A 21251-nucleotide genomic window follows, 5' to 3' on the forward strand; every position below is an offset into this window, starting at 1 on the left:
GGACCGCTCCGGTGACCGAGAAGGCCGACCTCCAGTCCGTCCTCGACCGTGCCGCCGAGGGTGGGCGGATCACCCCGGAAGAGGCGCTCGACCTCTACCGCGACGCTCCGCTGCACGCGCTGGGCTCCGCGGCCGACGCCGTACGCCGCCGCCGGTACGCCGGTACGGAGCACATCGCGACGTACATCATCGAGCGGAACATCAACTACACGAACGTCTGCGTCACGGCGTGCAAGTTCTGCGCGTTCTACGCCCCGCCGAAGGCCAAGGACAAGGGCTGGACGCGCGACCTCGACGACATCCTGCGCCGCTGCGCGGAGACCGTCGAGCTGGGCGGCACGCAGATCATGTTCCAGGGCGGGCACCACCCGGACTTCGGTGTCGAGTACTACGAGGAGCACTTCTCCGCGATCAAGGCCGCGTACCCGCAGCTCGTCATCCACAGCCTGGGTGCGAGCGAGGTCGAGCACATGGCCCGGATCTCCAAGGTCAGCGCCGAGGAGGCGATCCGGCGCATTCACGCGGCCGGCCTCGACTCCTTCGCCGGCGCGGGCGCCGAACTGCTGCCCGCGCGGCCCCGCAAGGCCATCGCCCCGCTCAAGGAGAGCGGCGAGCGCTGGCTGGAGATCATGGAGATCGCGCACAACCTGGGCGTGGAGTCCACGTCCACCATGCTCATGGGCACCGGCGAGACCAACGCCGAGCGCATCGAGCACCTGCGCATGATCCGTGACGTACAGGACCGCACAGGCGGCTTCCGCGCCTTCATCCCGTACACGTACCAGCCCGAGAACAACCACCTCAAGGGGCGTACGCAGGCCACGCTCTTCGAGTACCTGCGGATGATCGCCATCGCCCGGCTGTTCATGGACAACGTGGCCCACATCCAGGGCTCGTGGCTCACCACCGGCAAGGAGGTCGGCCAGCTGTCGCTCCACTACGGCGCGGACGACCTCGGCTCGATCATGCTGGAGGAGAACGTCGTCTCGTCGGCCGGTGCCAAGCACCGCTCGAACCGTATGGAGATCATCGACCTGATCCGCAAGGCGGGGCGCGTCCCGGCGCAGCGGGCCACGACGTACGAGCACCTCGTCGTCCACGACGACCCGGCGAACGACCCCGTCGACGACCGGGTCCAGTCGCACATCTCGTCGACCGCGATCGAGGGCGGGACCGCCCACCCCGAGCTGAAGCTGCTCGCGTCCAACTAGGCGCGAAGCGGAGGGGGTTCGGCCCGGTGGCGCTGACCATTCACGCGGCGGACGAGCTGAGGTACAGCTGGGACGACGCCGGCCCCGGTCCCGGTCCCGTCAAGGGTGGGGCCGTCGCGGTGGAGGGGGACCGGGTCGCCGCGACGGGAGCTCTGGAGGAGCTGCGAGAGCGGTTTCCGGGGGCTCGGGTGCGGGTGTGGCCCGGGGTGCTCGGGCCCGGGCTGGTCCACCTGGGGCCCGTGCCGGACGCGCCTTCGCCTCGGGAGCGGGTGCATGCTCTGCTGAAACTGGGGGCGGTTGCCGTGCTGGCGGAGTACGCGGATACGGCGGACCTGCGGGGTGCCGCCGAGCGCAACGGTGTCGTGGTCCTGCCCCGGGTTCGCCCCGCGGTGATCGTCGAGGCGGGGCGGGCCGATCTCGCTGTCTTCGGCGGCGAGGACGGGGTGTGTCTGGCGACGGTGTGCGGTGGGCGGTTGGTGCATCGGCGCCGATAGCTCCGCCGTGAGCTTTGCTGTTCGTGCGCGTGTCCGGTGCCGAAGGGATCGGTCGAGCACGTGCAGGACGGAGCCTGCACGTGGCCACCGCCTACGCGCACCGATTGCGCAGAACGGGCCTGGCGTTGCGCACGCAGCCGGCCGTACGGGTCAGGCGGGTCCCAGGCCGGCGTTGCGGGCCCGGACGATTGCCGCAGCCCGGTCGTTGACCTGGAGCTTGGAGAAGATGGATCCGACGTGGTTGCGGACGGTCTTGTCGGCGACGAACAGGCGGTGTGCGATCTGGTGGTAGCCCAGTCCGTCGGCGAGCAGGCCGAGGACTTCGCGTTCGCGGGCGGTGAGGGTGGGAAACGCTTCCTTTGCGGGGGCGCCGGCGAAGGAGGCGAACAGGGCGGCCAGGCGCTCGGCCACGGCCGAGCTGAAGACGACACCGCCGTTGCCCACGGTGTGCAGGGCGCGCAGGATCTCCTCGCACACAGCCGCCTTGAGAAGGTAGCCACGCGCGCCGGCGCGCATGGCCGCGAGCAGGTTGTCGTCGTCATCCATCGTGGTCATCACCACCACGCGGGTGCCGGGGTGTACGCGCAGCAGACGGCGGATGGCCTCGATGCCGGAGATGCCCGGCAGCCCGAGATCCATGACGACGAGGTCGGGCAGAACACGGGCGGCGACTTCCAGGGCGCTCTCACCGCTGTGAGCCTGGCCGACGACGGTGAAGCCGTCGTCCAGGTCGACAGCCGCGGCGAGTCCTTGTCGGAACAGGGGGTGGTTGTCGACCAGCAGGACCCGATAGCGGTCCGGGCCGCCTTCGCCTGCCCCCAGAGGACCTGTTGCCGGCTGGGCCGGTACCGGGAGTTGGGGGCTGCCCGCGGGGGCCGCCGCAGCGGTTGCTCGGAGGAAACCGGCCTGGCTGAGGTGGACCGGATGAATGGCAGCCCGGGGCGTACGGGCGGTGCTGTCAGGTGAGCTGTCGTGCATGAACGCTCCTAGGCTTTCCGGTCGTCGTCCGGTCGTCGTCCGGTCCGCGGTGGACCCGATGCACCGTTTGTAGCCGCTCACCCGTTGTTCAAGGCAGGTCGGCCGATGCCGAACAAACGGATGCCGAACAACGTGAGCCGGCCGGTACAGGGCCGACTCGCCCCGAACTCATCGGGTGCGCACCGGCCGGGACCGCCGACGGCCGCAGGGCGAACCGGCCTTGCTCCGGTTCACCCTGCGGCCGTCGGCCGTCGGCGGTCCTCAGGTGTGGACGGTGAGCGCACGTTCCGGCGGTGGGACCCGACCGACCACGTCGCCTTGTCGCCGTCCTGTCCCGCGGCCCGGGCGGGGCGTGTCCTGTGGGGCAGCTCGCCGGGCTGCCGCACAGGACACGGACCCGGTCAGCCGACGATCGCCATGATCACGCGGGCGATCTCCAGGGCGAGGTTGCCGGGAACTCCGCACCCCTGCAGGAACTGAGCGATCTTCTCCACCGCCCAGGACTCGGCGCGCTCAAGGAAGTCGGCCAGCTGCAGGGCGTGACGCAGCACGTACTCGGCGGCCTGCTCGCTGAAGTGCCGCACCAGCCAGGCCAGCGCCTTCCCGCCGTATCGCAGGGCGGCGACGACGAGCCGGCGCTTGAACCCGGCGGCCTGCGCCCGGGACATCTCGTCCAGCTGTGCGAATGCCGCCCTCAGCTCCTCCCCTTCAGTGGTGTCCTGCCCGGCCTCACGCATCCGCTCGACGAGGTCGTCGAGGTCGGCGGTGGTGATGTTGCCCGGAGCTTCCGACATGACAGTGATCCTTTCGTGGTTCCACCAGGACTTCTGGTCGTCCTGGCGGGGTGAGATCACTGTCGGCCGCCCGGTGTCCCAGGCACCTGAGGCATCCGCCTCATCGGCGCCCGGCTCCTGCTCGGCGCGAGGTGCGCAGTCGCTGCGGGCTCACCTTTGGGCCCGCGCTCACGTTCGGTGGCGACATCCGCCGCGACGCTCAGGTCGGCGTCCGGCCGTCGCGCCTCGTGCCGGCCTCGGCCTCGGCCTCGGCCCCAGGTCTTGTACCGGACCGTCCGCAGGCGGGGTTCCGGCCGGTCCGGGTCACCTGCGGCGTGGGCAGGGCGGGGCGTAGTCGAGGAGGGGGAAGTGGCGGGCCCACTCGGCGCGGGTGATGGTGCTGTGGACGTGCCCGCAGGCGTCGGCGAGGACCCGGTCGAGGTCGGTGTACCAGATCTGGACACTGAAGTGGGCGGTCACGGTCAGGAACGTGCCGTCCGCCTTGAGGTAGCGGACCTCCTTGACCGTCCCGCGGGGGTTGGTGAGGTGGGCCAGCGGGGCAGGGTGCGTGCGGTCGGTCACGTCCCAGACGTTCACCGCACCGTCCACGCCGACGGTCACCGCCGTGCGGCCGTGGGAAGCGAAGTCCACGCCGGTGACGATGTCGGCGTGTCTCGCCAGCTCGCCCAGCTCATGGTGGCGGGGAAGATCGCTGACGTCCCACAGCTTCGCCGTGTGGTCGTCGCTTCCGCTCAGCAGGGTGCGGCCGTCCGGGCTGTAGGCGAGGGCGTCCACGGCGTGCAGATGTCCCCTGAGGACGGTGACGAGGGCAGCGTGGCGCGGGTCGGTCACGTCCCAGAGGCGGACGTCGTGGCCGTCGGAGCCCGAGGCCAGGGTCTCTCCGTCGGGGCTGAACACCACAGGCTTGACGTTGCGGGCGTGCCCGGTGAGCTTGTCGAGCATGCGGGGGCGGGTGGGGTCGGTGATGTCCCAGAGCCGGATGGTGTCGTCGTAGCTGCTGGTGGCGGCGATGTCGCTGCCGTGGCGCACGGCGACGGAGTAGACGGCGTCGGTGTGCCCTGTGGACCGCTTCGACAGCAGCGTCGGGTCCTGGGGATCGCGCACGTCCCACAGCCGGAGTGTGCGGTCACTGTCCACACCGAGCAGCGTGTTGCCGTCGGGGGTGAACTGGATCGGGCCCGAGCCGGCTCTGCCGACGCGGGTGGCGCCGAGTCGGCGCGGCTGCCGTGGATCTTTCATGTCCCACAGGACGATGTGCGGGCCGTTGGCCATGGCCAGCATGCGGCCGTCGGCGGTCACGGCCGGTGTGTGCCCGGCCGGTGTGCGCTCGGCCGGTGTGCGCCCGATCAGTCGGGGGCTGGTCGTCCCGGGGTCGATCGACGCGACGGACAGGGTGCTGAGCAGGGCGTCCTGGGTGCGTTTCTGCGCGGTCCGGAAGTAGGAGGCCAGGGCGATCTGGATGGCCAGGGACGGTTTGTAGGGGCTGAGGCGCACGGCTTCGTCGGAAGCTCGCAGGGCCACGGTCTCATTACGCTGCCGGGTGACGGTGTGCTGTGCCTCCACGGCGAAACCAGCGGCGGCCACGGCGCACACGAGCAGGACGACCAGGGCCGCGGCCAGTCGGCGCAGTCGGCGCAGCCGGTGGCGGTCTCGCAGCTGCGTCTGTCGCGCCGCTGACCGGCCGGCGTCGAGGAAGGCACGTTCCCGGGCGGTCAGTGCCTGCGGCGGGAGGTCCGTAGCCGCGGTGAGGCGTACACCGCGGTACAGGATGTCGGGGTCGTGGTCCAGGGACTCCCAGACGGTGGTGGCCTCGGTGAGCGCGCGGTGCAGACGTTCCTGGTCGCGGTCCTCCTCCAGCCATCCGGCGAGCCGGGGCCAGCAGCGGATCAACGCTTCGTGAGCGATCTCCACGTGGTCGCCGTCGGCGCTCAGCAGCCGGGCCCGGGTCGCCTGTTCGATGACGAACCCGGTATCGGGACCGCCGTCGAGTTCCCGACGGGGCACACGGCGCTTGGTGTCCTCGGTGCCCTCGCCCAACGCGACGAGCCGCAGGAACAGCCGCCGCGCCGCCCTTTGCCGGTTCAAGTCAAGGGCGTGGTGGAACTCTTCGGCGGTTTGGGTGAGCGCCCCCTCGAAGCCGCCCGCCGCGTGGTAGCCGGCCAGTGTGAGCGCGTTGCCCCGCCGCCGCTTCCACGTCTCCAGCAGAGCGTGCGAGAGCAGGGGCAGGGCGCCCGGCCGGCCGTGGGCGTCGGCCGTGAGGGTCGTCAGCAGAGCACTTTCGACGGTGAGCCGGGAGCGGGCCGCAGGCTGGACGATCGCCGCCCTCAGTTCCTCGGTGGTCATCGGGCCGACGGGATGCTGCGTGTGGGCCAGGGCGTCGACGAGGCCGGGTAGCCGCGTGCAGTGCGTGTAGAAGTCGGACCGTACGGCGAGGGCGACCCGCGTGCGGCTGTCGGGGGCCTGCGCCGCGTACACAAGGGCGTCGACGAACCGCTCCCGTTCCTGCGCGTCGCGGCAGACGGTGAACACCTCCTCGAACTGGTCGACGACGATGAGCAGTTCGTCCGCCGCGAAGCCTGCCTCTTGTTGCCTGGCGAGGATCCTGCGCACCGTCCGATGGAAGGCGTGCGGCTCGGCCGTGAGTGCGGTCTGCACCGGCTCGTGAGCCATATCGGCTCGGGCGGCCAGACGGACGGCGCATTCCTCCAGCGGATGCGGGCCGGGTGTGAAGATCAGTGAGGTGCTTTCGGAAAAAGCGGGAAGAACACCTGCGCGCAACACCGAAGACTTGCCGGATCCTGATGCACCGAACAGCACAAGGAGCCGTTTTTCCTTCAAATGCTCGACAAGTGTGCCGGTGATTTTTTCGCGGCCGAAGAAAAACCCCGCATCGGCCTGCCCGAACGCTGCCAGACCGACATAGGGGGGTTTCGCATCGCTCCTTCGCCGGTCCTGCGTGCCCGTCCCGGTCCACGTGTCCGTGCCGGCGACCGCGTCAGCCGTCCGTTGCCAGATCAGTTTCCATTCCCGCTCGTCACCGCCGCAGGCACGGACATAGGCGAGGGTGACGGCCAGGCTGGGCAGTTGACGTCCCCCCGCCGCCGAGGACAGCGTCGCGATCCCGTAGTGCGCGTCTCGCGCGAGGTCCCGGTAGGTGGGACGGCCGGCCTGTTCCCGCAGTTTCCGTAAACGCATCGCGAATTCGAACAGTGGGCCGCCGTCCGGGTCCAGAGGGCTCTCTCCCCGTGGCATACGCTCACCCTTCCCCCGGGTCGCACGAATTTGTTCGGAATCCGTCTGTTCGGAATCTGATTGTTCGGCATCCGTTTGTTCGTCGTCGGCCGACTGGCCTTGAACCCAGATTAGCGGCTACAAATCGTGCACAAGGTCCGGCGTTGAGAGACCGGACAGCGAGACGAAAAGAGAAAGAGGGTGGCGCTCTGTCTGCCCACGTCCCGCGAAACCACTGGAGCTTTCATGCGCGACCGCACGCCTGCGTTCGCGGTCTTGACCCTCTGAGACGTGCCCTCTGGGACGTGCCCTCTGGGACATGCCCTCCGGGACGTGGCCGCTCAGCCCATGGCCGCGTACTTCTCCTTCGCCTGCCGCGTCACCGGGGTGAAGAAGTTGATGAGGTTGCCGTCGGGGTCGCGGAGCAGGAGGGAGCGGTTGCCCCAGGGCATCGTCGTGGGCTCCGCCACGAGGTCGGTGACGCTCTCGGTGACGTACTCGGTCAGGTTCTGGTGGACGGCGTCCACGTCGTCGACGAGGAACTCGGTGATCACGCTGTGGTTCTCCGCCGGACGGGCCGAGCCCGGGGCGAACAGCGGAACCGTGCGGGTGCTCGCGATGGCGAGGGTGGCGTTCGGGGTGCCGAGTTCGGCGAAGTCGTCGTTGGCCCAGGCCGCCTTCAGCCCCGTAACCCGTTCGTAGAACGCGACGAGGCGGGCGACGTCGCCGGTGATGACGCGGATCGAGACGAAGTTCATGGTGATCTCCTGGTCTTCCAGCCGTGGAAGCTGTCTGCTGTGCTTCGCAGGCTAGGACCGATAGAGGACAGTTTCGGCCCGGTATCGGCGTTAGGCTGCGAACATGCCCAAACCCGCCGGCCGCGTACTGACCCTCCTGGAGCTGCTGCAGTCCGGCGGCACCCGGACCGTGGCCGAACTGGCCGAGCGGCTCGGCGTCGACGGACGGACCGTGCGGCGGTACGTGGGTCAGCTGATCGACCTCGACGTGCCCGTGGAGTCGGTGCGCGGCCGGTACGGCGGCTACCGGCTGGGCCCCGGACATCGCCTCCCGCCGCTCATGCTCGGCGACGACGAGGCGCTGGCCGTGCTGCTCGGCCTGCTCGCCGGCCGCCGGACCGGGCTGGTGACGGCGGGGCGCACGGCGAGCGAGACGGCGTCGGCGAAGATCCGCCGGGTGCTGCCCCGGCATGTGGCCCGTCGGCTCGACGTACTCCTGGACTCGCTGGCCTTCACGGACCGGCCCGGCGAGTTCGACACCCCGGACGCCGACGTCCTGCTCACCCTCGCCGACGCGGTGGGCCACCGCCGGCCGGTCGCGATGAGATACACCGGCGGCGACGGCCGGCGCGGCGAACGCACGCTGCACGCCTACGGGATCGTCGCCCACGCGGGCCGGTGGTACGTCACGGGCCGGGACGCGGACAGCGGTGAGGACCGTACGTTCCGGCTCGACCGCATCACGGACGCGCGGACGCTGCCGGGCTCGTTCGAACCACCCGAGGGCGTGGACCCGGCCGAGCGGGTGGTGTCCGGGTTCGCGACGGCCGAGTACCGCTACGAGGTGACCCTGCGGATCCAGGGGACGACCGAGCAGATCCGCGCCCGCCTCCCCGCGAGCGTGGCCACCCTGGAGGAGACCGACGAGGAGGGCTGGCGACGGGTCCGGATCCGGGCGGAGCACCTCGACTGGCTCCCCCCGGTCCTGGCCTCCCTCGACCGCCCCTTCGTCATCGAGACCCCGGATGAACTACGCACCCTCACCACCGAATTCGCCGCCCGCCTGACCGCCTACGCCGACCATCCCTGACCCAAGAGGCGCAGCCCTGAAGGGGCACGGGGAACGGCGCAATCTTTTGTCTTCTAGGGGCACGGGGAACGGCCGAGTCTTCTGTCTTTGAGGGGCGCGGGGAACGGCCGAGTCTTTCGGCTTTCAGGGGCGCGGGGAACGGCGCAATCTTTTAAGGGGCGCGGGGAACTGCGCGACCAGCCACAGCGAACCCGCACCCGAAGAACTCACCCCGCGTCGGACGCGGTCTTCAGGGACGTCGTCTCAGGGTCCGTACGGCTCGGGCTCTGGGAAGACCCGGGCAAGCGCCTCGATACGGCTGGAGACCCCGAGCTTGTGGAAGGTGTTCTCCAGATGCTTCCGCACGGTGCTCGGTGAGATGACGAACTGCCGGGCGATCGCTTCGGTGCTCAACCCGTTCGCCACGGCACGCAGGATGTCGAGTTGGCGAGGAGTCAGCCGTACGGGCTCGCGGCGGCGGCGCGCGGCAGTGTGGTAGACGTCGATCAGGTGAGGGCGCAGCAGTTGCAAGGTGAGCAGGTCGCGGTCAGTGAACGGTTTCGCCCTTTCGCGGCTGAGGTTGTACATGCGGATACGCCCCGGGGCAGTGGGCAGCGGCACGACCACCATGGTGAGGAAGGGCCGCATGTACTCGCTGTAGAGAGCCAGGTTGCGGAACTCCCGAACCCCCATGTAGTCCGAGAGCTGGGCGACGCCGAGGTGTCCGTGACTGCGCTCGACGTCGACACAGTGCGGATGCTGGTGCTTCCAGCGCCACCAGGGTTCGTCGTCCGGCTCGGGGTAGCTTCCGCCGTACTCGACGGCCTGACTGGCCAGGACCCGCCTGGTGGGGAGATCGACCTCGCAGAACTCGGCCAGGTCGCAAGGGACCAGCCGGCCCAGCCCCTGCAGCAGCGACAACGGCGGGCCCTCTCCGGTGGTGTCGTGCCGGGCCTCGTCGATGACGTCGAGCATCGCCCGCAAGTGGCTTTCGGTGATCGAGTGACGGCTCATCTTCTCGGCCCCTCATGCAGACCTGCCCGTCCAACGCTACGCCTCTCCGCGGGCGGGATTCGTCAAATGACGAATGGTGGTTGCGGCGGCACAGGAACACCGTGGTTGACGAACCATCCGATCCCATGAACGGGGTGAAGTCATGCAACACCGATCACAGCCGGTTTCCGCCCGACGAGTCGGCCTTTCGAGCGGGCGGATCCGCCCCGGGTTCCTGCTCGCGGCCGGCGGAGTGCTGGCCGTGCTGGCCACGACTGTCCCGCAGAGCTGGGCTGCGACGGCCGCGCCGGCCACGTGCCTCAACGAGGCCGCAACCATCTCGGGAGGCCCGGGCAACGACACCCTCTTCGGCACACCGGGCAAGGACGTCATCGTCGGCCTCGGCGGAGACGACCGTATCTACGGCCGCGGAGGCGCCGACCTCATCTGTGGATACAGGGGGAACGACGTGTTGTCGGGCGGTGGCGGAAACGACTCGCTGGAAGGGGGCAACGGTCAAAACCGGCACTGGAACTGGGGCAACGACCACTTGTACGGAGGTAAGGGCAAGGACACGCTGAATGGAAGTGCCGGCCGGGACACGATCGGCCCCTCCGTCGACAACGGCAAACGCGACAGGGTGTTCGGCCACGGCGGACGCGACACGCTGAACGTACGGGACGGAAGGCCCAATGACAGGGTCAACGGCGGTCCTGGGTGGGACTGGTGCGTCGGGGACCGGGGCGAGCACATGATCAACTGCGAAGCCCCCTGACCGTCGGCGGAGTCGATGGAGTCGATCCGCCGAATGTCGTGCGCCTCACCTTCGTCCGCTCACCGAGGCGGGTCGAGGGCGAGGCGCACTGCCGACTCAGGAGTCCCCGAGTCCCCGGGCCCCCGAGTCATCCCGTGAACGCCTCGCCGAAGTCCCCCGCCCCCTGCTCGACCCCGCTGCAATTCGTCGCCGCGTCATCCGACGCGGCGTCGTCCCCCTCGCACTGCTGATCCCGGAACGTCGACCACATCGACACCCACGCGACCCCCTTCTGCTCCGCGAACGCCCGTACCTCCGCCGCGTCCGCCAAGGTGAACGTCTCGTTGTCCACGTCGTTGACGCCCAGCATCGACGTCAGGGCGAGCCCCTTCCACGCCCCCGCGTCCGACAGTCCGAAGATCTCCTTCAGCTGGTCGTGGGCCGCCCGCGCCGACGTCTTCGCGTAGTCGCCCATGTCCTCGTCGTACGAACTGCCGTAGTTCATGGTCATGATGTTGACCGTGGACACCACGACGCCGTTGTCGTTGGCGGACTCCAGCAGCGCCACGCCGTCGTCGTCGAGCCCGGACGGCATGACGGGCAGCGTGAAGGTGACCGACAGGTCCGCGCGCTCCTTCTGCAGCAGCGCGATCGCCTCCGAGCGCAGCGCGACCGAGTCGGAGTCGGTCAACTGCGTGCCCTCGACGTCGAAGTCGGCCTCCGTCGCCCCGGCCGCGTCGAGCGCCTTCCCGTAGGCGGCGGCCAGCTCCGTCGCGCTGTCACAGGTGGAGGCCAGTTCCTTCCCGGACGCCCCGCCGAAGGAGACGCGCACGGCCGCGCCCGACTCCGTCAGCGCCGAGATACGGGATTTCACCGCCGAGTCGCCGATCGCGGTCGTGCCGTTCCAGGAGGGCGTACAGGCGCTGCCGTCCGCGATGACGAAGGCCAGGTTGTACGTCGAGGGGGAGCCCGCCGAGTCGTTGTCGGAGGCGGTGGTGGCGCTGACGTACGGGGCGTAGGCGGTGCCCGACGAGCTGTCCGACGAGCCGCCGGACGCGCTCCCGGAGGGTGACGCGCTGCTCTGCCGACTGCCCGACCCGTTCGAGTCGTCCGCCCCCGAGGAACACCCCGCGGTGGCCAGGGCGATCACGCAGACGAGCCCGGCAGCCGGCTTCAGGAAAGTCCTCATCGCGCATGCTCCCAATCTCGTGATTTCTGTCTCAGCCTGTCTCAGGATGGAAACAAAGTGTGTTCCCGAAGTGGAAATGTCTCACGGGCGGCCCCGCCGCACGAAGACAGCGAATTCAGGGGAAGTGCACGGAAACGGCCCGGCAAACAGGGTCAACCGGACATCGATATGCGGACATTGGGCATCTTCTCGGCGGTCCGTGCGCTGTCCGGTGATCAAGGATTCTCTCAGGGAAAAGACAGACTCGGGCGTTTCTCATGGCCGTCTCACAACAGAATCAGAGTTTCGGACACATAAACGCTCCCTAATATCCGGGGAATGCATTCCGAGCCTGCCATCGAATCCCGCGCCGCTGTGCGCGGCCGCCGCCGCAAACGCGGCAACGGGCCTGAGGACGGTCCCGTGTTCGTTGACAACTCCGGTCGCAGGGCCAGGCTTCTGCGCCGGATCGGCACCCTCCTCGGTGTCGTCTGTATCGGGTACGCGGTTGTGCTCGGCATGGCGTTCATGGGGTGGGGCCCCTCGCTCACCCCGTCCTCGCTGCTGCCCTTCGGGGGCGGCGGCCCGAACGGCGGTCAGAACTCAGGACCCGGCGGCGGGCTCCAGCCGCAGGGCGGTACCGGCAGTCCGCCCGCGCGGCCCACCGGCGCCCCGCCCTCGGGCGTCGCGACCGGCGCGGCACCCACCGCCGCCCCGTCGGCGTCCGTCTCCGCCCCGTCCGCGTCCGCCTCCGCGGCCGCCAACTGACCGGAACGGACCCACACCCATGGCTACTACGACGCCCCCGCGCGGCCGTCGGCGGGCCCCGTCCCGGATGACCCGGGCCGCGGGCAAGGCAGCGGCGCTGCAGAAACCGCGTGTCATCCTCGCCCTGCTGCTCCTTCTCGCGCTCACCAGCGTGATGCTGCTGGACGGCTATCTGCGTTCGGAGGTCGGCGGCGACGAGCGCGTACGCAGCGACGCCAGCTCCAGCAAGGTCCCGGACTCCGTCATCGACGGCGGGCCGATCCTCTCCTTCAGGAACGGTGAGGCACGGTCCACGTCCGTCCCGGAGAAGACCATCGCGCTCACCTTCGACGACGGCCCCAACCCCACGTGGACACCCCAGATCCTGAAGATCCTGGAGGAGAACGACGTCCCGGGTACGTTCTTCCTGGTCGGCTCGATGGTCTCGCGCTACCCGTCGATCGTGAACGACCTGGTGGACCAGGGCAATGAGGTCGGCATCCACACCTTCACGCACGTCGATCTCTCGTACCAGAGCAGCAGCCGGATCGAGCGGGAGATGGATCAGACGCAGCTCGCCCTGGCGGGTGCGGCGGGCATCACGACGACGCTGTTCCGTGCCCCGTACTCCTCGGAGACGGACGCCATCGACAACTACAGCTGGCCCGTCTACAAGAAGCTCGGCGCCGAGGGCTACACCAGCGTCTTCGTCGACACCGACAGCGACGACTGGAAGCGGCCCGGCGTCTCGAAGATCATCAAGTGGGCCACGCCGTCGAAGAACAAGGGCGCCTCGGTGCTCTTCCACGACGCGGGCGGCGAGCGTTCGCAGACGGTTGCCGCGCTCGGCACGTACATCAAGAAGATGAAGGCGAAGGGCTACACCTTCACCACGATCAGCGGCGCCACGCAGCAGGCGGACGCGGCCGCGCAGCAGTCGGGCACGGACGACGACGCCACCTCCGACGCCACCTCCGATGACGACGCCGGCGCCGACGACGCCGGCGCCGCGGCCGGCGCGAACCAGCAGGCGGACGGCCAGCAGCCCGGCGGCGGCGAGGCGCCCGGCGGTCAGGCCCCCGGCGGTCAGCAGGGCCAGGGTGCCCAGGGCGGCAACGCGCTCCAGGCCGCCCACCGCACCGCCACCGGCACCACCCTCTACGAGGGCAAGGCGCTCGTCGCCGCGGTCGCCGTCGCCGAGTGGACCGTACCGGGGCTCGCGACCGGGCTCGCGATCGTGGGCGTCGCCGTCATGGGCCGCTTCGGGATGATGCTGGTCCTCGCCCGCAGGCACTACCGCAAACGCAACAGACGCCGGTTCAGCTGGGGGGAGCCCGTCACCCGGCCGGTCACCGTCATCGTGCCCGCGTACAACGAGAAGGAGTGCATCGCCAACACCCTGAAGTCGCTGGCGCGGAGCACCCATCCGATCGAGATCATCGTGGTGGACGACGGTTCCACGGACGGCACCAAGGAGATCGCCGAGGCGCTCGGCATGCCGAACGTGCGCGTCATCCGCCAGGAGAACGCGGGCAAACCGGCTGCCCTCAACAACGGTGTGCGGCACGCCCGTTACGACATCGTCGTGATGATGGACGGCGACACCGTCTTCGAGGCGGACACCGTACGGCAGCTGGTGCAGCCCTTCGCCGACCCCGGCGTCGGCGCGGTCGCGGGCAACGCCAAGGTCGGCAACCGCAACACGATCATCGGCGCCTGGCAGCACATCGAGTACGTGATGGGCTTCAACCTCGACCGCCGTATGTACGACCTGCTGCGCTGCATGCCCACCATCCCGGGCGCGATCGGCGCGTTCCGCCGGGAGGCCGTGCTCGCGGTCGGCGGGATGAGCGAGGACACCCTCGCCGAGGACACCGACATCACCATCGCCATGCACCGGGAGGGCTGGCGGGTCGTCTACCAGGAGCACGCCAAGGCCTGGACCGAGGCCCCGGCCTCCCTCAAGCAGCTGTGGTCCCAGCGCTACCGCTGGTCGTACGGGACCATGCAGGCGCTGTGGAAGCACCGCAAGTCCCTGACCGACAAGGGGCCCTCGGGCCGCTTCGGGCGGGTCGGCATGCCACTCGTGGTGATCTTCCAGATCGTCACGCCGGTCTTCGCCCCGCTGATCGACGTGTTCACCGTCTACTCGATGATCTTCATCGACTTCAAGGCGTCGCTGCTCGCCTGGCTGGCCGTCCTCGGCGTCCAGCTCGTCTGCGCGGCGTACGCGTTCCGGCTCGACAAGGAGAAGTACCGGTATCTGCTGATGATGCCGCTGCAGCAGCTCGCGTACCGGCAGATGATGTACCTCGTCCTGATCCACTCCTGCATCACGGCCCTCACGGGCGGCCGGCTGCGCTGGCAGAAGCTGAAGCGCACGGGAGAGGTCGGTACGCCGGCGGGGGTGGGCTGATGGGCTCGCACCGCCGTGGTGGTCCGTCTCCGGCGCCCGCCCCGCCGCCCGCCCCGCCGAGCGTTCCGGCGCCCGCCCCGCCGAGCGCCCCGGTGGCCGTCGGGCCGGGCGCGCTCTCGGACACGGCCCGTCTGCCGTGGGTGAGGCCGGAGCCGGGGCTGGAACCGGAGCCGGGGCCGCGGCCGGAGCCGGTGGCCGCCACGGAAGCCCCGCCGAAGCCGCGCCGCGGCGCCGGACGTGACCGGTACTTCGACACCCTCCGGGCTGTCGCCCTCGTCCGGGTCGTGACCTACCACACCTTCGGCTGGGCCTGGGCGGGCATGGTCCTCCCCTCCATGGGGATCATGTTCGCGCTCGCCGGCACCCTGATGGCGAAGTCCCTGGAGCGGCCCGCCCTCAAGGTGATCAGGAGCCGGATCCGCCGACTCCTGCCGCCCTTCTGGTTCTGGGGTCTCTTCGTCGTGGTCGCGATGCTGATCCACGGCTGGATGCCGGGTTGGCAGATCGTCTACTGGGTCGTGCCGCTGGGCGATCCGCCGGGCAACGCGTGGGGTGAGCAGGCCTGGGAGATCCTCTGGTACCTGCGCACCTACCTCTGGTTCGTCCTGCTGTCGCCCCTGCTGCTGAAGGTCTTCCGGCTGGCCCCGGTCGCCGTCCTGGTCCTCTCGCTCGCCCCGATCGTGGTCCTCCAGTTCCTCTGGGAGCCGCCCGACGACCGCTTCGGCGTCGGACTCCTCGACCTGGCCACGTACCTGTTCTGCTGGATCCTCGGCTTCGCGCACCGCGACGGCGTCCTGGAGCGGCTGAAACCGTTCGCCGTCGTCGTCCTGTCGCTCGCCGCGATCGGGTACGGCGGCTGGTACGCCCTCACGCACCGGGCCGAGACCGGCTCGTACGACCTCGACGACATCCCGTACGCCCAGGCGTTCTGGTCGGCCGGGTTCGTGACCCTGCTGATGTACGCGAAGGCGCGCCTCGGGATCGACTTCGCGTGGCTGGCGCGCTTCAAGCGCCTCGACCGGGTCGTGCGGATCTTCAACGCGCGCGCGGTGACGATCTACCTCTGGCACGAGCTGGCGCTGATCCTCGCCATCCCGCTGATCGACCAGTTCTGGAACGTCCCGGCCTTCGAGACGTATCTGCCGCTGGAGAGCCAGTGGTTCATGTTCGGCGTCGGCTGGATCCTCATCGGCGTGTTCGTCCTGCTGTGCGGATGGGTGGAGGACGTGGCGGCGAAGGCGAAACCGCGACTGCTGCCCTGAGCCGGGTTCATGGGATGCGTACTGCCACAATGGGTCCGTGACCCGCGCATCCCTGAACAAACAGCCGCACGAAGTCGCCTCGATGTTCGACGACGTCGCGGAACGCTACGACCTGACGAACGACGTGCTGTCGCTGGGCCAGGACCGGGTGTGGCGCAAGGAGGTCGCGAAGGCGGTCGACGCGCGGCCCGCGCAGAAGATCCTGGACCTCGCGGCGGGCACCGCCACCTCCTCGCTGCCCTTCGCGCGCACGGGCGCGTACGTCGTCCCCTGCGACTTCTCCCTCGGGATGCTCAGGGTCGGCAAGAAGAACCACCCCTGGCTGCCGCTCACGGCGGGCGACGCGACGAAGCTGCCGTTCAAGGACGACACCTTCGACGCGGTGACGATCTCCTTCGGCCTGCGCAACGTCCAGGACACGGACACCGCGCTGCGGGAGCTGTACCGGGTGACGAAGCCCGGCGGACGCGTGGTGATCTGCGAGTTCTCGCACCCGACCTGGGCGCCGTTCCGCACGGTCTACACCGAGTACCTGATGCGCGCGCTGCCGCCGGTGGCCCGCGCGGTCTCCTCGAACCCCGAGGCGTACGTCTACCTCGCCGAGTCGATCCGTGAATGGCCCGACCAGCCCGCCCTCGCCGAGCGGCTGATCAAGGCCGGCTGGTCGAAGGTGGCCTGGCGCAACCTCTCGGGCGGCATCGTCGCGCTGCACCGCGGTTTCAAGCAGGGCTGAGGCATCTCCGGGCAGCGGCCGGCGCTCACCTGAGGAGTGCGAAGGGGTCGTGCGGAGGGTCGAGTTCGCGCTGCAGGCCGCCCGACGGCGGCTGGGGCAGTCGCGGTTCGCGCACCCCCGCGCCCCCGCCGCCCTCGCCCTCGCCGAGGTCGAACCACACCGTCACGACCGCCCCGCGCGGCACCTCGGAACCGGGCAGCGGGTACTGGCGTACGACGTAGTCGACGACCGTCAGATCGAAGTCGGGCCGGTCGGGCGCGGCGAGGAGCACCCCACGCGCCTCGGCCGTCTCGCGCGCGTCCACGGCCATCAGGCCGACGAGCCGCGGTACGCGCACTTCGGGTGTCTTGCGTGGTATGCGCACAGACGTCACCCCCAGCGGTACCGGCAGGGTAAGCCCATGCCGGGCCCCGCCGGAAGGCGTCGGAGGGCGGGCCGCCGCCGGTCCGGGCCCCTCAGAGAGCCAGCCGGTAGCAGTGCCCGAACTGGTCCGTCTTCGGGGACGTGAACGTCTCCGACAGCTCCATGCCCAGCCGTCTGGTCACGGCGATCGAGCGTTCGTTGCGGGAGTTCACCATGGCCACCACGCGGGTGACGCCCGTCGCGCGCACCCGCTCCAGCGTGGCCTGCGCCGCCGCGGTCACGTACCCCTTGCCCCAGTACTCCCGGCCGAGCCGCCAGCCGATCTCGATCTCGCCCTTGGGGCCCCACTCGTGCGGCCACGGCTGGGCGCCGGTGAAGCCGATGACCCGGCCGTCCTCGTCGAGCATGGTCCAGAAGCAGAACCCGTGCTCGGCGTCGTGCCGGCGCTGGCGGGCGGTCAGCTCCTCGTACACGGACAGTTCGGCGGATTTCCCGCCGTGGAACTCCATCACGTCCGGGTGGTCGAAGGCCCGGTGCCAGGCGAAGGCGTCCTCGTCGGTGGGGACGCGCAGGTGTACCACGGGGAGAGCTCGGTTCACGGGGCAGCCCTTCAGCCAGGTGATCAGTACCGCTGCATAGACTGCCCATGTCCCGTGCCTGTCAGCACGCGGATTTCGAGACTTCGCGCTACGAGATTTTCGAGCCTTCGAGCCTTGGGGAGACCCCGCCGTGACCGAGTCCCAGTCCCAGCCCCTCTCCGAACATGCCGCGCCCCTCTCGGAACACTCCGCCGATGTGATCGTCGTCGGGGCGGGCCCGGCCGGTTCCACCACGGCGTACTACCTGGCCAAGGCCGGGCTTGATGTCCTGCTCCTGGAGAAGACGGCGTTCCCGCGGGAGAAGGTGTGCGGCGACGGACTGACGCCCCGCGCCACCAAACAGCTCGTCTCCATGGGGATCGACATCTCGGAGGAGGCGGGCTGGCTCCGGAACAAGGGGCTCCGCATCATCGGCGGCGGCGTCCGCCTCCAGCTGGACTGGCCGGAACTCGCCTCCTACCCGGACTACGGACTCGTCCGCAAGCGCGACGACTTCGACGAGCAGCTGGCCCGCCAGGCGCAGAAGGCCGGCGCGCGCCTGTACGAGCGCTGCAACGTCGGAGCCCCGATCGTCGACGACCGCACGGGCCACATCACGGGCGTCCACGCGAAGCTCGGCGACGCCGACTCCAAGGAGAAGCGCGAGGTCACCTTCCACGCGCCCCTGGTCGTCGCCGCCGACGGCAACTCCACCCGGCTGTCCCTGGCGATGGGCCTGCACCGCCGCGAGGACCGCCCGATGGGCGTCGCCGTGCGGACGTACTTCACGTCCCCGCGCCACGACGACGACTACCTGGAGTCGTGGCTGGAGCTGTGGGACCGCCGCGGACCCGGCGAGGACCGGCTGCTGCCGGGCTACGGCTGGATCTTCGGCATGGGCGACGGCACCTCCAACGTCGGCCTGGGCGTCCTCAACACCTCGGCCGCCTTCAAGGAACTCGACTGGCGCGAGGTCCTCAAGGCATGGTGCGCCTCGATGCCCGCGGACTGGGGCTACACCCCGGAGAACATGACCATCCCGATCCGCGGGGCCGCCCTGCCGATGGCCTTCAACCGCCAGCCCCACTACACGAAGGGCCTGCTGCTCGTCGGCGACGCCGGCGGCATGGTGAACCCCTTCAACGGCGAGGGCATCGCGTACGCCATGGAATCGGGGCAGATCGCCGCGGACGTCATCGTCCAGGCGCAGGCCCGCGCGACCCCCGCCCAGCGCGAACTCGCCCTGCAGCGCTACCCGAAGGTCCTCAAGGACACCTACGGCGGCTACTACACGCTCGGCCGCGCCTTCGTGAAGCTCATCGGCAACCCGAAGGTCATGAAGATCGCCGCCGAACGCGGTCTGACGCATCCCGTGCTGATGAAGTTCACCCTGAAGATGCTCGCCAACCTGACGGACCCGACGGGCGGCGACGCGATGGACCGCATCATCAACGGCCTGACGAAGGTGGCCCCCAGGGCCTGACGGGACCGGGGCCCGCCCGGGCCCCCGTTCCCGCCGCCCGGTTCCCGCCCCCCCGTGCGCGCGCATGCCTGCGGGCCGTACGCGCGCACGCTTGTGGGCCGTTTCCCCCGCCGGGGAAACGGCCCACAAAAGCGTTCAAAAGGTGTGCCCCAAGGGCGTGTGACCGAAGGTCAGAGCACCCGGACCGCACCGCTCGCCGGGTAGCCCGACAGATCCTGGATGACGACGCCCTTCGAGGGGTTCGCCGCGTCCAGGTACTGGCCGCCGCCGATGTAGACACCCACGTGGTACGCCGAGCCCGCGCCACCCCAGTACAGGATGTCGCCGACCTGGATGTTGGACAGCGAGACCGGGGTGCCGGCCACGGACTGGTCCTGGGAGACGCGCGGCAGGTCGACACCGACCTGCTTGAACGCCGCCTGGACGAGGCTGGAGCAGTCCCACGCGTCGGGTCCGGAGGCGCCCATGACGTAGGCGTCGCCGACCTGCGCCCGCAGGAAGCTGATGACGGTCCCGACGCTGCCGCTGGCGGGAGCCACGGCGTCGCTGCTGGCGGCCGTGGAGGCCGTCGTGAGGGTCGTGCGGCCCGCGGAGCGGGTGGCGCGCTCGGCGGCCTCCTTGCGGGCCGCCTCGGCCTTCTCCTTGGCCTCGGTCTTCTTCTTCGCGTCCGCGAGGTCCGACTTGGCCTGCTTCGCGGCCTTTTGGGCAGCGGCGTCACGCTCGGCACGCAGCTGGTAGTCGGCCGCGGCCTGCTGGGTCACCTCCGCGGACTCGGCGACCTGAGCGGTCATGTCTGCCGTGAGGGTGGGCAGCTCGATGGTCTGGGTCACCGGCTCGGCCGCGTTGGCCGTTCCGGCGGCACCGGCCACTGCCAGGGTGCCGAGGACGCCACCGGCAACTCCGGCGCGCATCGCGAGCGCCGAACTGCTGCGAGGCCGGGGTTTCCGGTGGCTTCGTATGTGAGCGGTGTGGGACATAGGGACAACCGGTATCAGGGGCTCCTCCATACCTTCAAGAAACGTGTGGTGCGCCACAATTGTTCAACGGACGCGCGAATCGGGGTCGTGACGCCCTTTATTGACGCCGTAACGGGCAATCTGGACAGTGCCCGACGCGCCTGTGATCACGGCCTTTTCGCGTTACGTCCGAATTGCCCGCGACCTACCACTCGTTGAGCCGGTTGGCCAAGCCCGGTTGTTTCCGGCCTGTTACCGATGTGACGCACGTCACGGAACGGTAGCCCCGGCGAGCGCGTTGCGCGTGCGGATCGTGGGGAGACTCGGCGCCGATCCGGAGGGTGGCCCCGGGTCGGGTCGACGCCGCCCTCCGCTCGTGAACGGATGCACGCACCCCCGCTGTCCACAACGGACATCCCAACTCCCCCCGACGTGTGAACGAGTTCCTCTATCAAGCACCCAGGTCCAGCACCAATTTGCCTTGGATCCGCCTGGCTTGATAGTGCGCCAAGACCTGGACCAGCGACGACGGGTGAAAATGTCACCTCTGGTGATCACTCGGACGCTTCTCGTACGAAGATCGGCACTGATCCGACTTCATGATCCTTGGCCGGGTGGTGGAGATCACAAAGACGTTGTCGTACCCCGTGTCGCAGATCACAGACCGGCAGGCATAGGATGCGGGGCAGTTGGGCTTGTGACCTGCTTCACATGTGCGCGATCTTCGTGTGAGCCGCACGGGGTTCCGTACACCTCACGAGAGTCGTGGGGTTCGTGGAGCAGGGGCGACGCCTGATGCAACCGCCAGCAGTCAATGCCGACTGAGAGGAGCGAGGAGCGGTGAACGCGTATGCGCCCATCCTCGTACTGGGAGCCCTCGGGGCAGGCTTTGCGATCTTCTCCGTGGTCATGGCCACGCTTATCGGTCCAAAGCGATACAACCGGGCCAAGCTCGAAGCCTACGAGTGCGGAATCGAGCCGACCCCCACGCCGGCGGGCGGCGGGCGGTTCCCCATCAAGTACTACCTGACGGCGATGCTCTTCATCATTTTCGATATCGAGATCGTCTTCCTCTATCCCTGGGCCGTCACCTTCGACGCGCTCGGGGTCTTCGGGCTCGTGGAGATGCTGCTCTTCGTGCTCACCGTCTTCGTCGCCTACGCGTACGTGTGGCGGCGCGGCGGCCTGGAATGGGACTGAACCCCGTATGGGACCGACACCCGTAAGGGCCCCGCATGGGACTGACCCCCGCAAGGGACTGAGCCCCGTATAGGGGACAGAGGA

Annotated in this window: 19 protein-coding genes; 10 read left to right on the top strand and 9 right to left on the bottom strand. The window is 69.5% G+C overall.

Annotated features, from left to right (window positions below):
* The first annotated feature begins 11 nt into the window (after window positions 1-11).
* Both mqnC and C6Y14_RS35035 read left to right on the top strand, forming a co-directional pair.
* Window positions 12-1211, top strand: coding sequence for a cyclic dehypoxanthinyl futalosine synthase (gene mqnC, locus C6Y14_RS35030; protein ID WP_107020906.1), 1200 nt, complete (start codon window positions 12-14; stop codon window positions 1209-1211).
* A gap of 26 nt (window positions 1212-1237) precedes the next feature.
* Window positions 1238-1705 (top strand): imidazolonepropionase-like domain-containing protein, encoded by a 468-nt coding sequence (locus C6Y14_RS35035; RefSeq protein WP_225891436.1) that lies wholly within the window; start codon window positions 1238-1240, stop codon window positions 1703-1705.
* A gap of 150 nt (window positions 1706-1855) precedes the next feature.
* Here the strand turns inward: C6Y14_RS35035 and C6Y14_RS35040 are convergent, their stop codons facing one another.
* From C6Y14_RS35040 to C6Y14_RS35055, 4 genes are all read right to left on the bottom strand, one after another.
* Complete coding sequence (locus tag C6Y14_RS35040) at window positions 1856-2683, bottom strand: response regulator (protein WP_159074379.1); 828 nt, start codon at window positions 2681-2683, stop codon at window positions 1856-1858.
* Between the two features lie 401 nt (window positions 2684-3084).
* The gene (locus C6Y14_RS35045) at window positions 3085-3477 is read right to left on the bottom strand and encodes a hypothetical protein (protein WP_107020907.1); all 393 of its coding nucleotides are present in this window, start codon (window positions 3475-3477) and stop codon (window positions 3085-3087) included.
* A gap of 303 nt (window positions 3478-3780) precedes the next feature.
* Complete coding sequence (locus C6Y14_RS35050; protein WP_107020908.1) at window positions 3781-6729, bottom strand: nSTAND1 domain-containing NTPase; 2949 nt, start codon at window positions 6727-6729, stop codon at window positions 3781-3783.
* A 320-nt stretch (window positions 6730-7049) separates the two neighbouring features.
* Window positions 7050-7466: a VOC family protein gene (locus tag C6Y14_RS35055; RefSeq protein ID WP_107020909.1), complete on the bottom strand. Its 417-nt coding sequence runs from the start codon at window positions 7464-7466 to the stop codon at window positions 7050-7052.
* Between the two features lie 103 nt (window positions 7467-7569).
* On the opposite strand from C6Y14_RS35055, the gene C6Y14_RS35060 reads away from it, so the two are divergent.
* Complete coding sequence (locus C6Y14_RS35060; protein ID WP_107020910.1) at window positions 7570-8535, top strand: helix-turn-helix transcriptional regulator; 966 nt, start codon at window positions 7570-7572, stop codon at window positions 8533-8535.
* A 243-nt stretch (window positions 8536-8778) separates the two neighbouring features.
* Here C6Y14_RS35060 and C6Y14_RS35065 read toward each other — a convergent pair whose 3' ends face one another.
* Window positions 8779-9528: a helix-turn-helix transcriptional regulator gene (locus C6Y14_RS35065; protein ID WP_107020911.1), complete on the bottom strand. Its 750-nt coding sequence runs from the start codon at window positions 9526-9528 to the stop codon at window positions 8779-8781.
* Between the two features lie 142 nt (window positions 9529-9670).
* Here C6Y14_RS35065 and C6Y14_RS35070 point away from each other — a divergent pair, with 142 nt between their 5' ends.
* Entirely contained in the window at window positions 9671-10282 is a 612-nt protein-coding gene (locus C6Y14_RS35070; protein ID WP_107020912.1) for a calcium-binding protein, read from the top strand.
* Window positions 10283-10409: 127 nt separating this feature from the next.
* Here the strand turns inward: C6Y14_RS35070 and C6Y14_RS44320 are convergent, their stop codons facing one another.
* Window positions 10410-11450, bottom strand: a complete 1041-nt coding sequence (locus C6Y14_RS44320) for a chitinase (RefSeq protein ID WP_159074380.1) — start codon at window positions 11448-11450, stop codon at window positions 10410-10412.
* Window positions 11451-11768: 318 nt separating this feature from the next.
* On the opposite strand from C6Y14_RS44320, the gene C6Y14_RS35085 reads away from it, so the two are divergent.
* From C6Y14_RS35085 to C6Y14_RS35100, 4 genes are read left to right on the top strand one after another with little or no spacing between them, the layout of a single operon-like run.
* The gene (locus tag C6Y14_RS35085; RefSeq protein WP_107020915.1) at window positions 11769-12197 is read left to right on the top strand and encodes a hypothetical protein; all 429 of its coding nucleotides are present in this window, start codon (window positions 11769-11771) and stop codon (window positions 12195-12197) included.
* A 19-nt stretch (window positions 12198-12216) separates the two neighbouring features.
* Window positions 12217-14592 (top strand): bifunctional polysaccharide deacetylase/glycosyltransferase family 2 protein, encoded by a 2376-nt coding sequence (locus C6Y14_RS35090; protein WP_107020916.1) that lies wholly within the window; start codon window positions 12217-12219, stop codon window positions 14590-14592.
* Complete coding sequence (locus C6Y14_RS35095) at window positions 14592-15854, top strand: acyltransferase family protein (protein WP_225891438.1); 1263 nt, start codon at window positions 14592-14594, stop codon at window positions 15852-15854. Before C6Y14_RS35090 ends, C6Y14_RS35095 begins: the two co-directional genes overlap by 1 nt.
* A 37-nt stretch (window positions 15855-15891) precedes the next feature.
* Window positions 15892-16587: a demethylmenaquinone methyltransferase gene (locus C6Y14_RS35100; protein WP_107020917.1), complete on the top strand. Its 696-nt coding sequence runs from the start codon at window positions 15892-15894 to the stop codon at window positions 16585-16587.
* 25 nt (window positions 16588-16612) lie between these two features.
* Here the strand turns inward: C6Y14_RS35100 and C6Y14_RS35105 are convergent, their stop codons facing one another.
* Together C6Y14_RS35105 and C6Y14_RS35110 are read right to left on the bottom strand one after the other, a co-directional pair.
* The gene (locus tag C6Y14_RS35105; protein ID WP_263973116.1) at window positions 16613-16951 is read right to left on the bottom strand and encodes a PASTA domain-containing protein; all 339 of its coding nucleotides are present in this window, start codon (window positions 16949-16951) and stop codon (window positions 16613-16615) included.
* Window positions 16952-17042: 91 nt separating this feature from the next.
* Entirely contained in the window at window positions 17043-17549 is a 507-nt protein-coding gene (locus tag C6Y14_RS35110; RefSeq protein ID WP_107020919.1) for a GNAT family N-acetyltransferase, read from the bottom strand.
* A 130-nt stretch (window positions 17550-17679) separates the two neighbouring features.
* Between C6Y14_RS35110 and C6Y14_RS35115 the strand changes: the two genes are divergently transcribed.
* Entirely contained in the window at window positions 17680-19011 is a 1332-nt protein-coding gene (locus C6Y14_RS35115; protein WP_107020920.1) for a geranylgeranyl reductase family protein, read from the top strand.
* Window positions 19012-19181: 170 nt separating this feature from the next.
* Here the strand turns inward: C6Y14_RS35115 and C6Y14_RS35120 are convergent, their stop codons facing one another.
* Window positions 19182-20018, bottom strand: coding sequence for a C40 family peptidase (locus tag C6Y14_RS35120; RefSeq protein WP_107020921.1), 837 nt, complete (start codon window positions 20016-20018; stop codon window positions 19182-19184).
* Window positions 20019-20807: 789 nt separating this feature from the next.
* On the opposite strand from C6Y14_RS35120, the gene C6Y14_RS35125 reads away from it, so the two are divergent.
* Complete coding sequence (locus C6Y14_RS35125) at window positions 20808-21167, top strand: NADH-quinone oxidoreductase subunit A (protein ID WP_033319564.1); 360 nt, start codon at window positions 20808-20810, stop codon at window positions 21165-21167.
* Window positions 21168-21251: the final 84 nt, after the last annotated feature.

It is taken from the genome of Streptomyces dioscori (genome assembly GCF_003024195.1).
Classification (GTDB): Bacteria; Actinomycetota; Actinomycetes; order Streptomycetales; family Streptomycetaceae; genus Streptomyces; species Streptomyces dioscori.

Excerpts from the sequence above, each read along its gene's own strand:
- C6Y14_RS35040 (WP_159074379.1), bottom strand. The coding sequence starts at position 2,683 with ATGCACGACAGCTCACCTGACAGCACCGCCCGTACGCCCCGGGCTGCC.
- C6Y14_RS35045 (WP_107020907.1), bottom strand. The coding sequence starts at position 3,477 with ATGTCGGAAGCTCCGGGCAACATCACCACCGCCGACCTCGACGACCTC.
- C6Y14_RS35050 (WP_107020908.1), bottom strand. The coding sequence starts at position 6,729 with ATGCCACGGGGAGAGAGCCCTCTGGACCCGGACGGCGGCCCACTGTTC.
- C6Y14_RS35055 (WP_107020909.1), bottom strand. The coding sequence starts at position 7,466 with ATGAACTTCGTCTCGATCCGCGTCATCACCGGCGACGTCGCCCGCCTC.
- C6Y14_RS35060 (WP_107020910.1), top strand. The coding sequence starts at position 7,570 with ATGCCCAAACCCGCCGGCCGCGTACTGACCCTCCTGGAGCTGCTGCAG.
- C6Y14_RS35065 (WP_107020911.1), bottom strand. The coding sequence starts at position 9,528 with ATGAGCCGTCACTCGATCACCGAAAGCCACTTGCGGGCGATGCTCGAC.
- C6Y14_RS35070 (WP_107020912.1), top strand. The coding sequence starts at position 9,671 with ATGCAACACCGATCACAGCCGGTTTCCGCCCGACGAGTCGGCCTTTCG.
- C6Y14_RS44320 (WP_159074380.1), bottom strand. The coding sequence starts at position 11,450 with ATGAGGACTTTCCTGAAGCCGGCTGCCGGGCTCGTCTGCGTGATCGCC.
- C6Y14_RS35085 (WP_107020915.1), top strand. The coding sequence starts at position 11,769 with ATGCATTCCGAGCCTGCCATCGAATCCCGCGCCGCTGTGCGCGGCCGC.
- C6Y14_RS35090 (WP_107020916.1), top strand. The coding sequence starts at position 12,217 with ATGGCTACTACGACGCCCCCGCGCGGCCGTCGGCGGGCCCCGTCCCGG.
- C6Y14_RS35095 (WP_225891438.1), top strand. The coding sequence starts at position 14,592 with ATGGGCTCGCACCGCCGTGGTGGTCCGTCTCCGGCGCCCGCCCCGCCG.
- C6Y14_RS35120 (WP_107020921.1), bottom strand. The coding sequence starts at position 20,018 with ATGGAGGAGCCCCTGATACCGGTTGTCCCTATGTCCCACACCGCTCAC.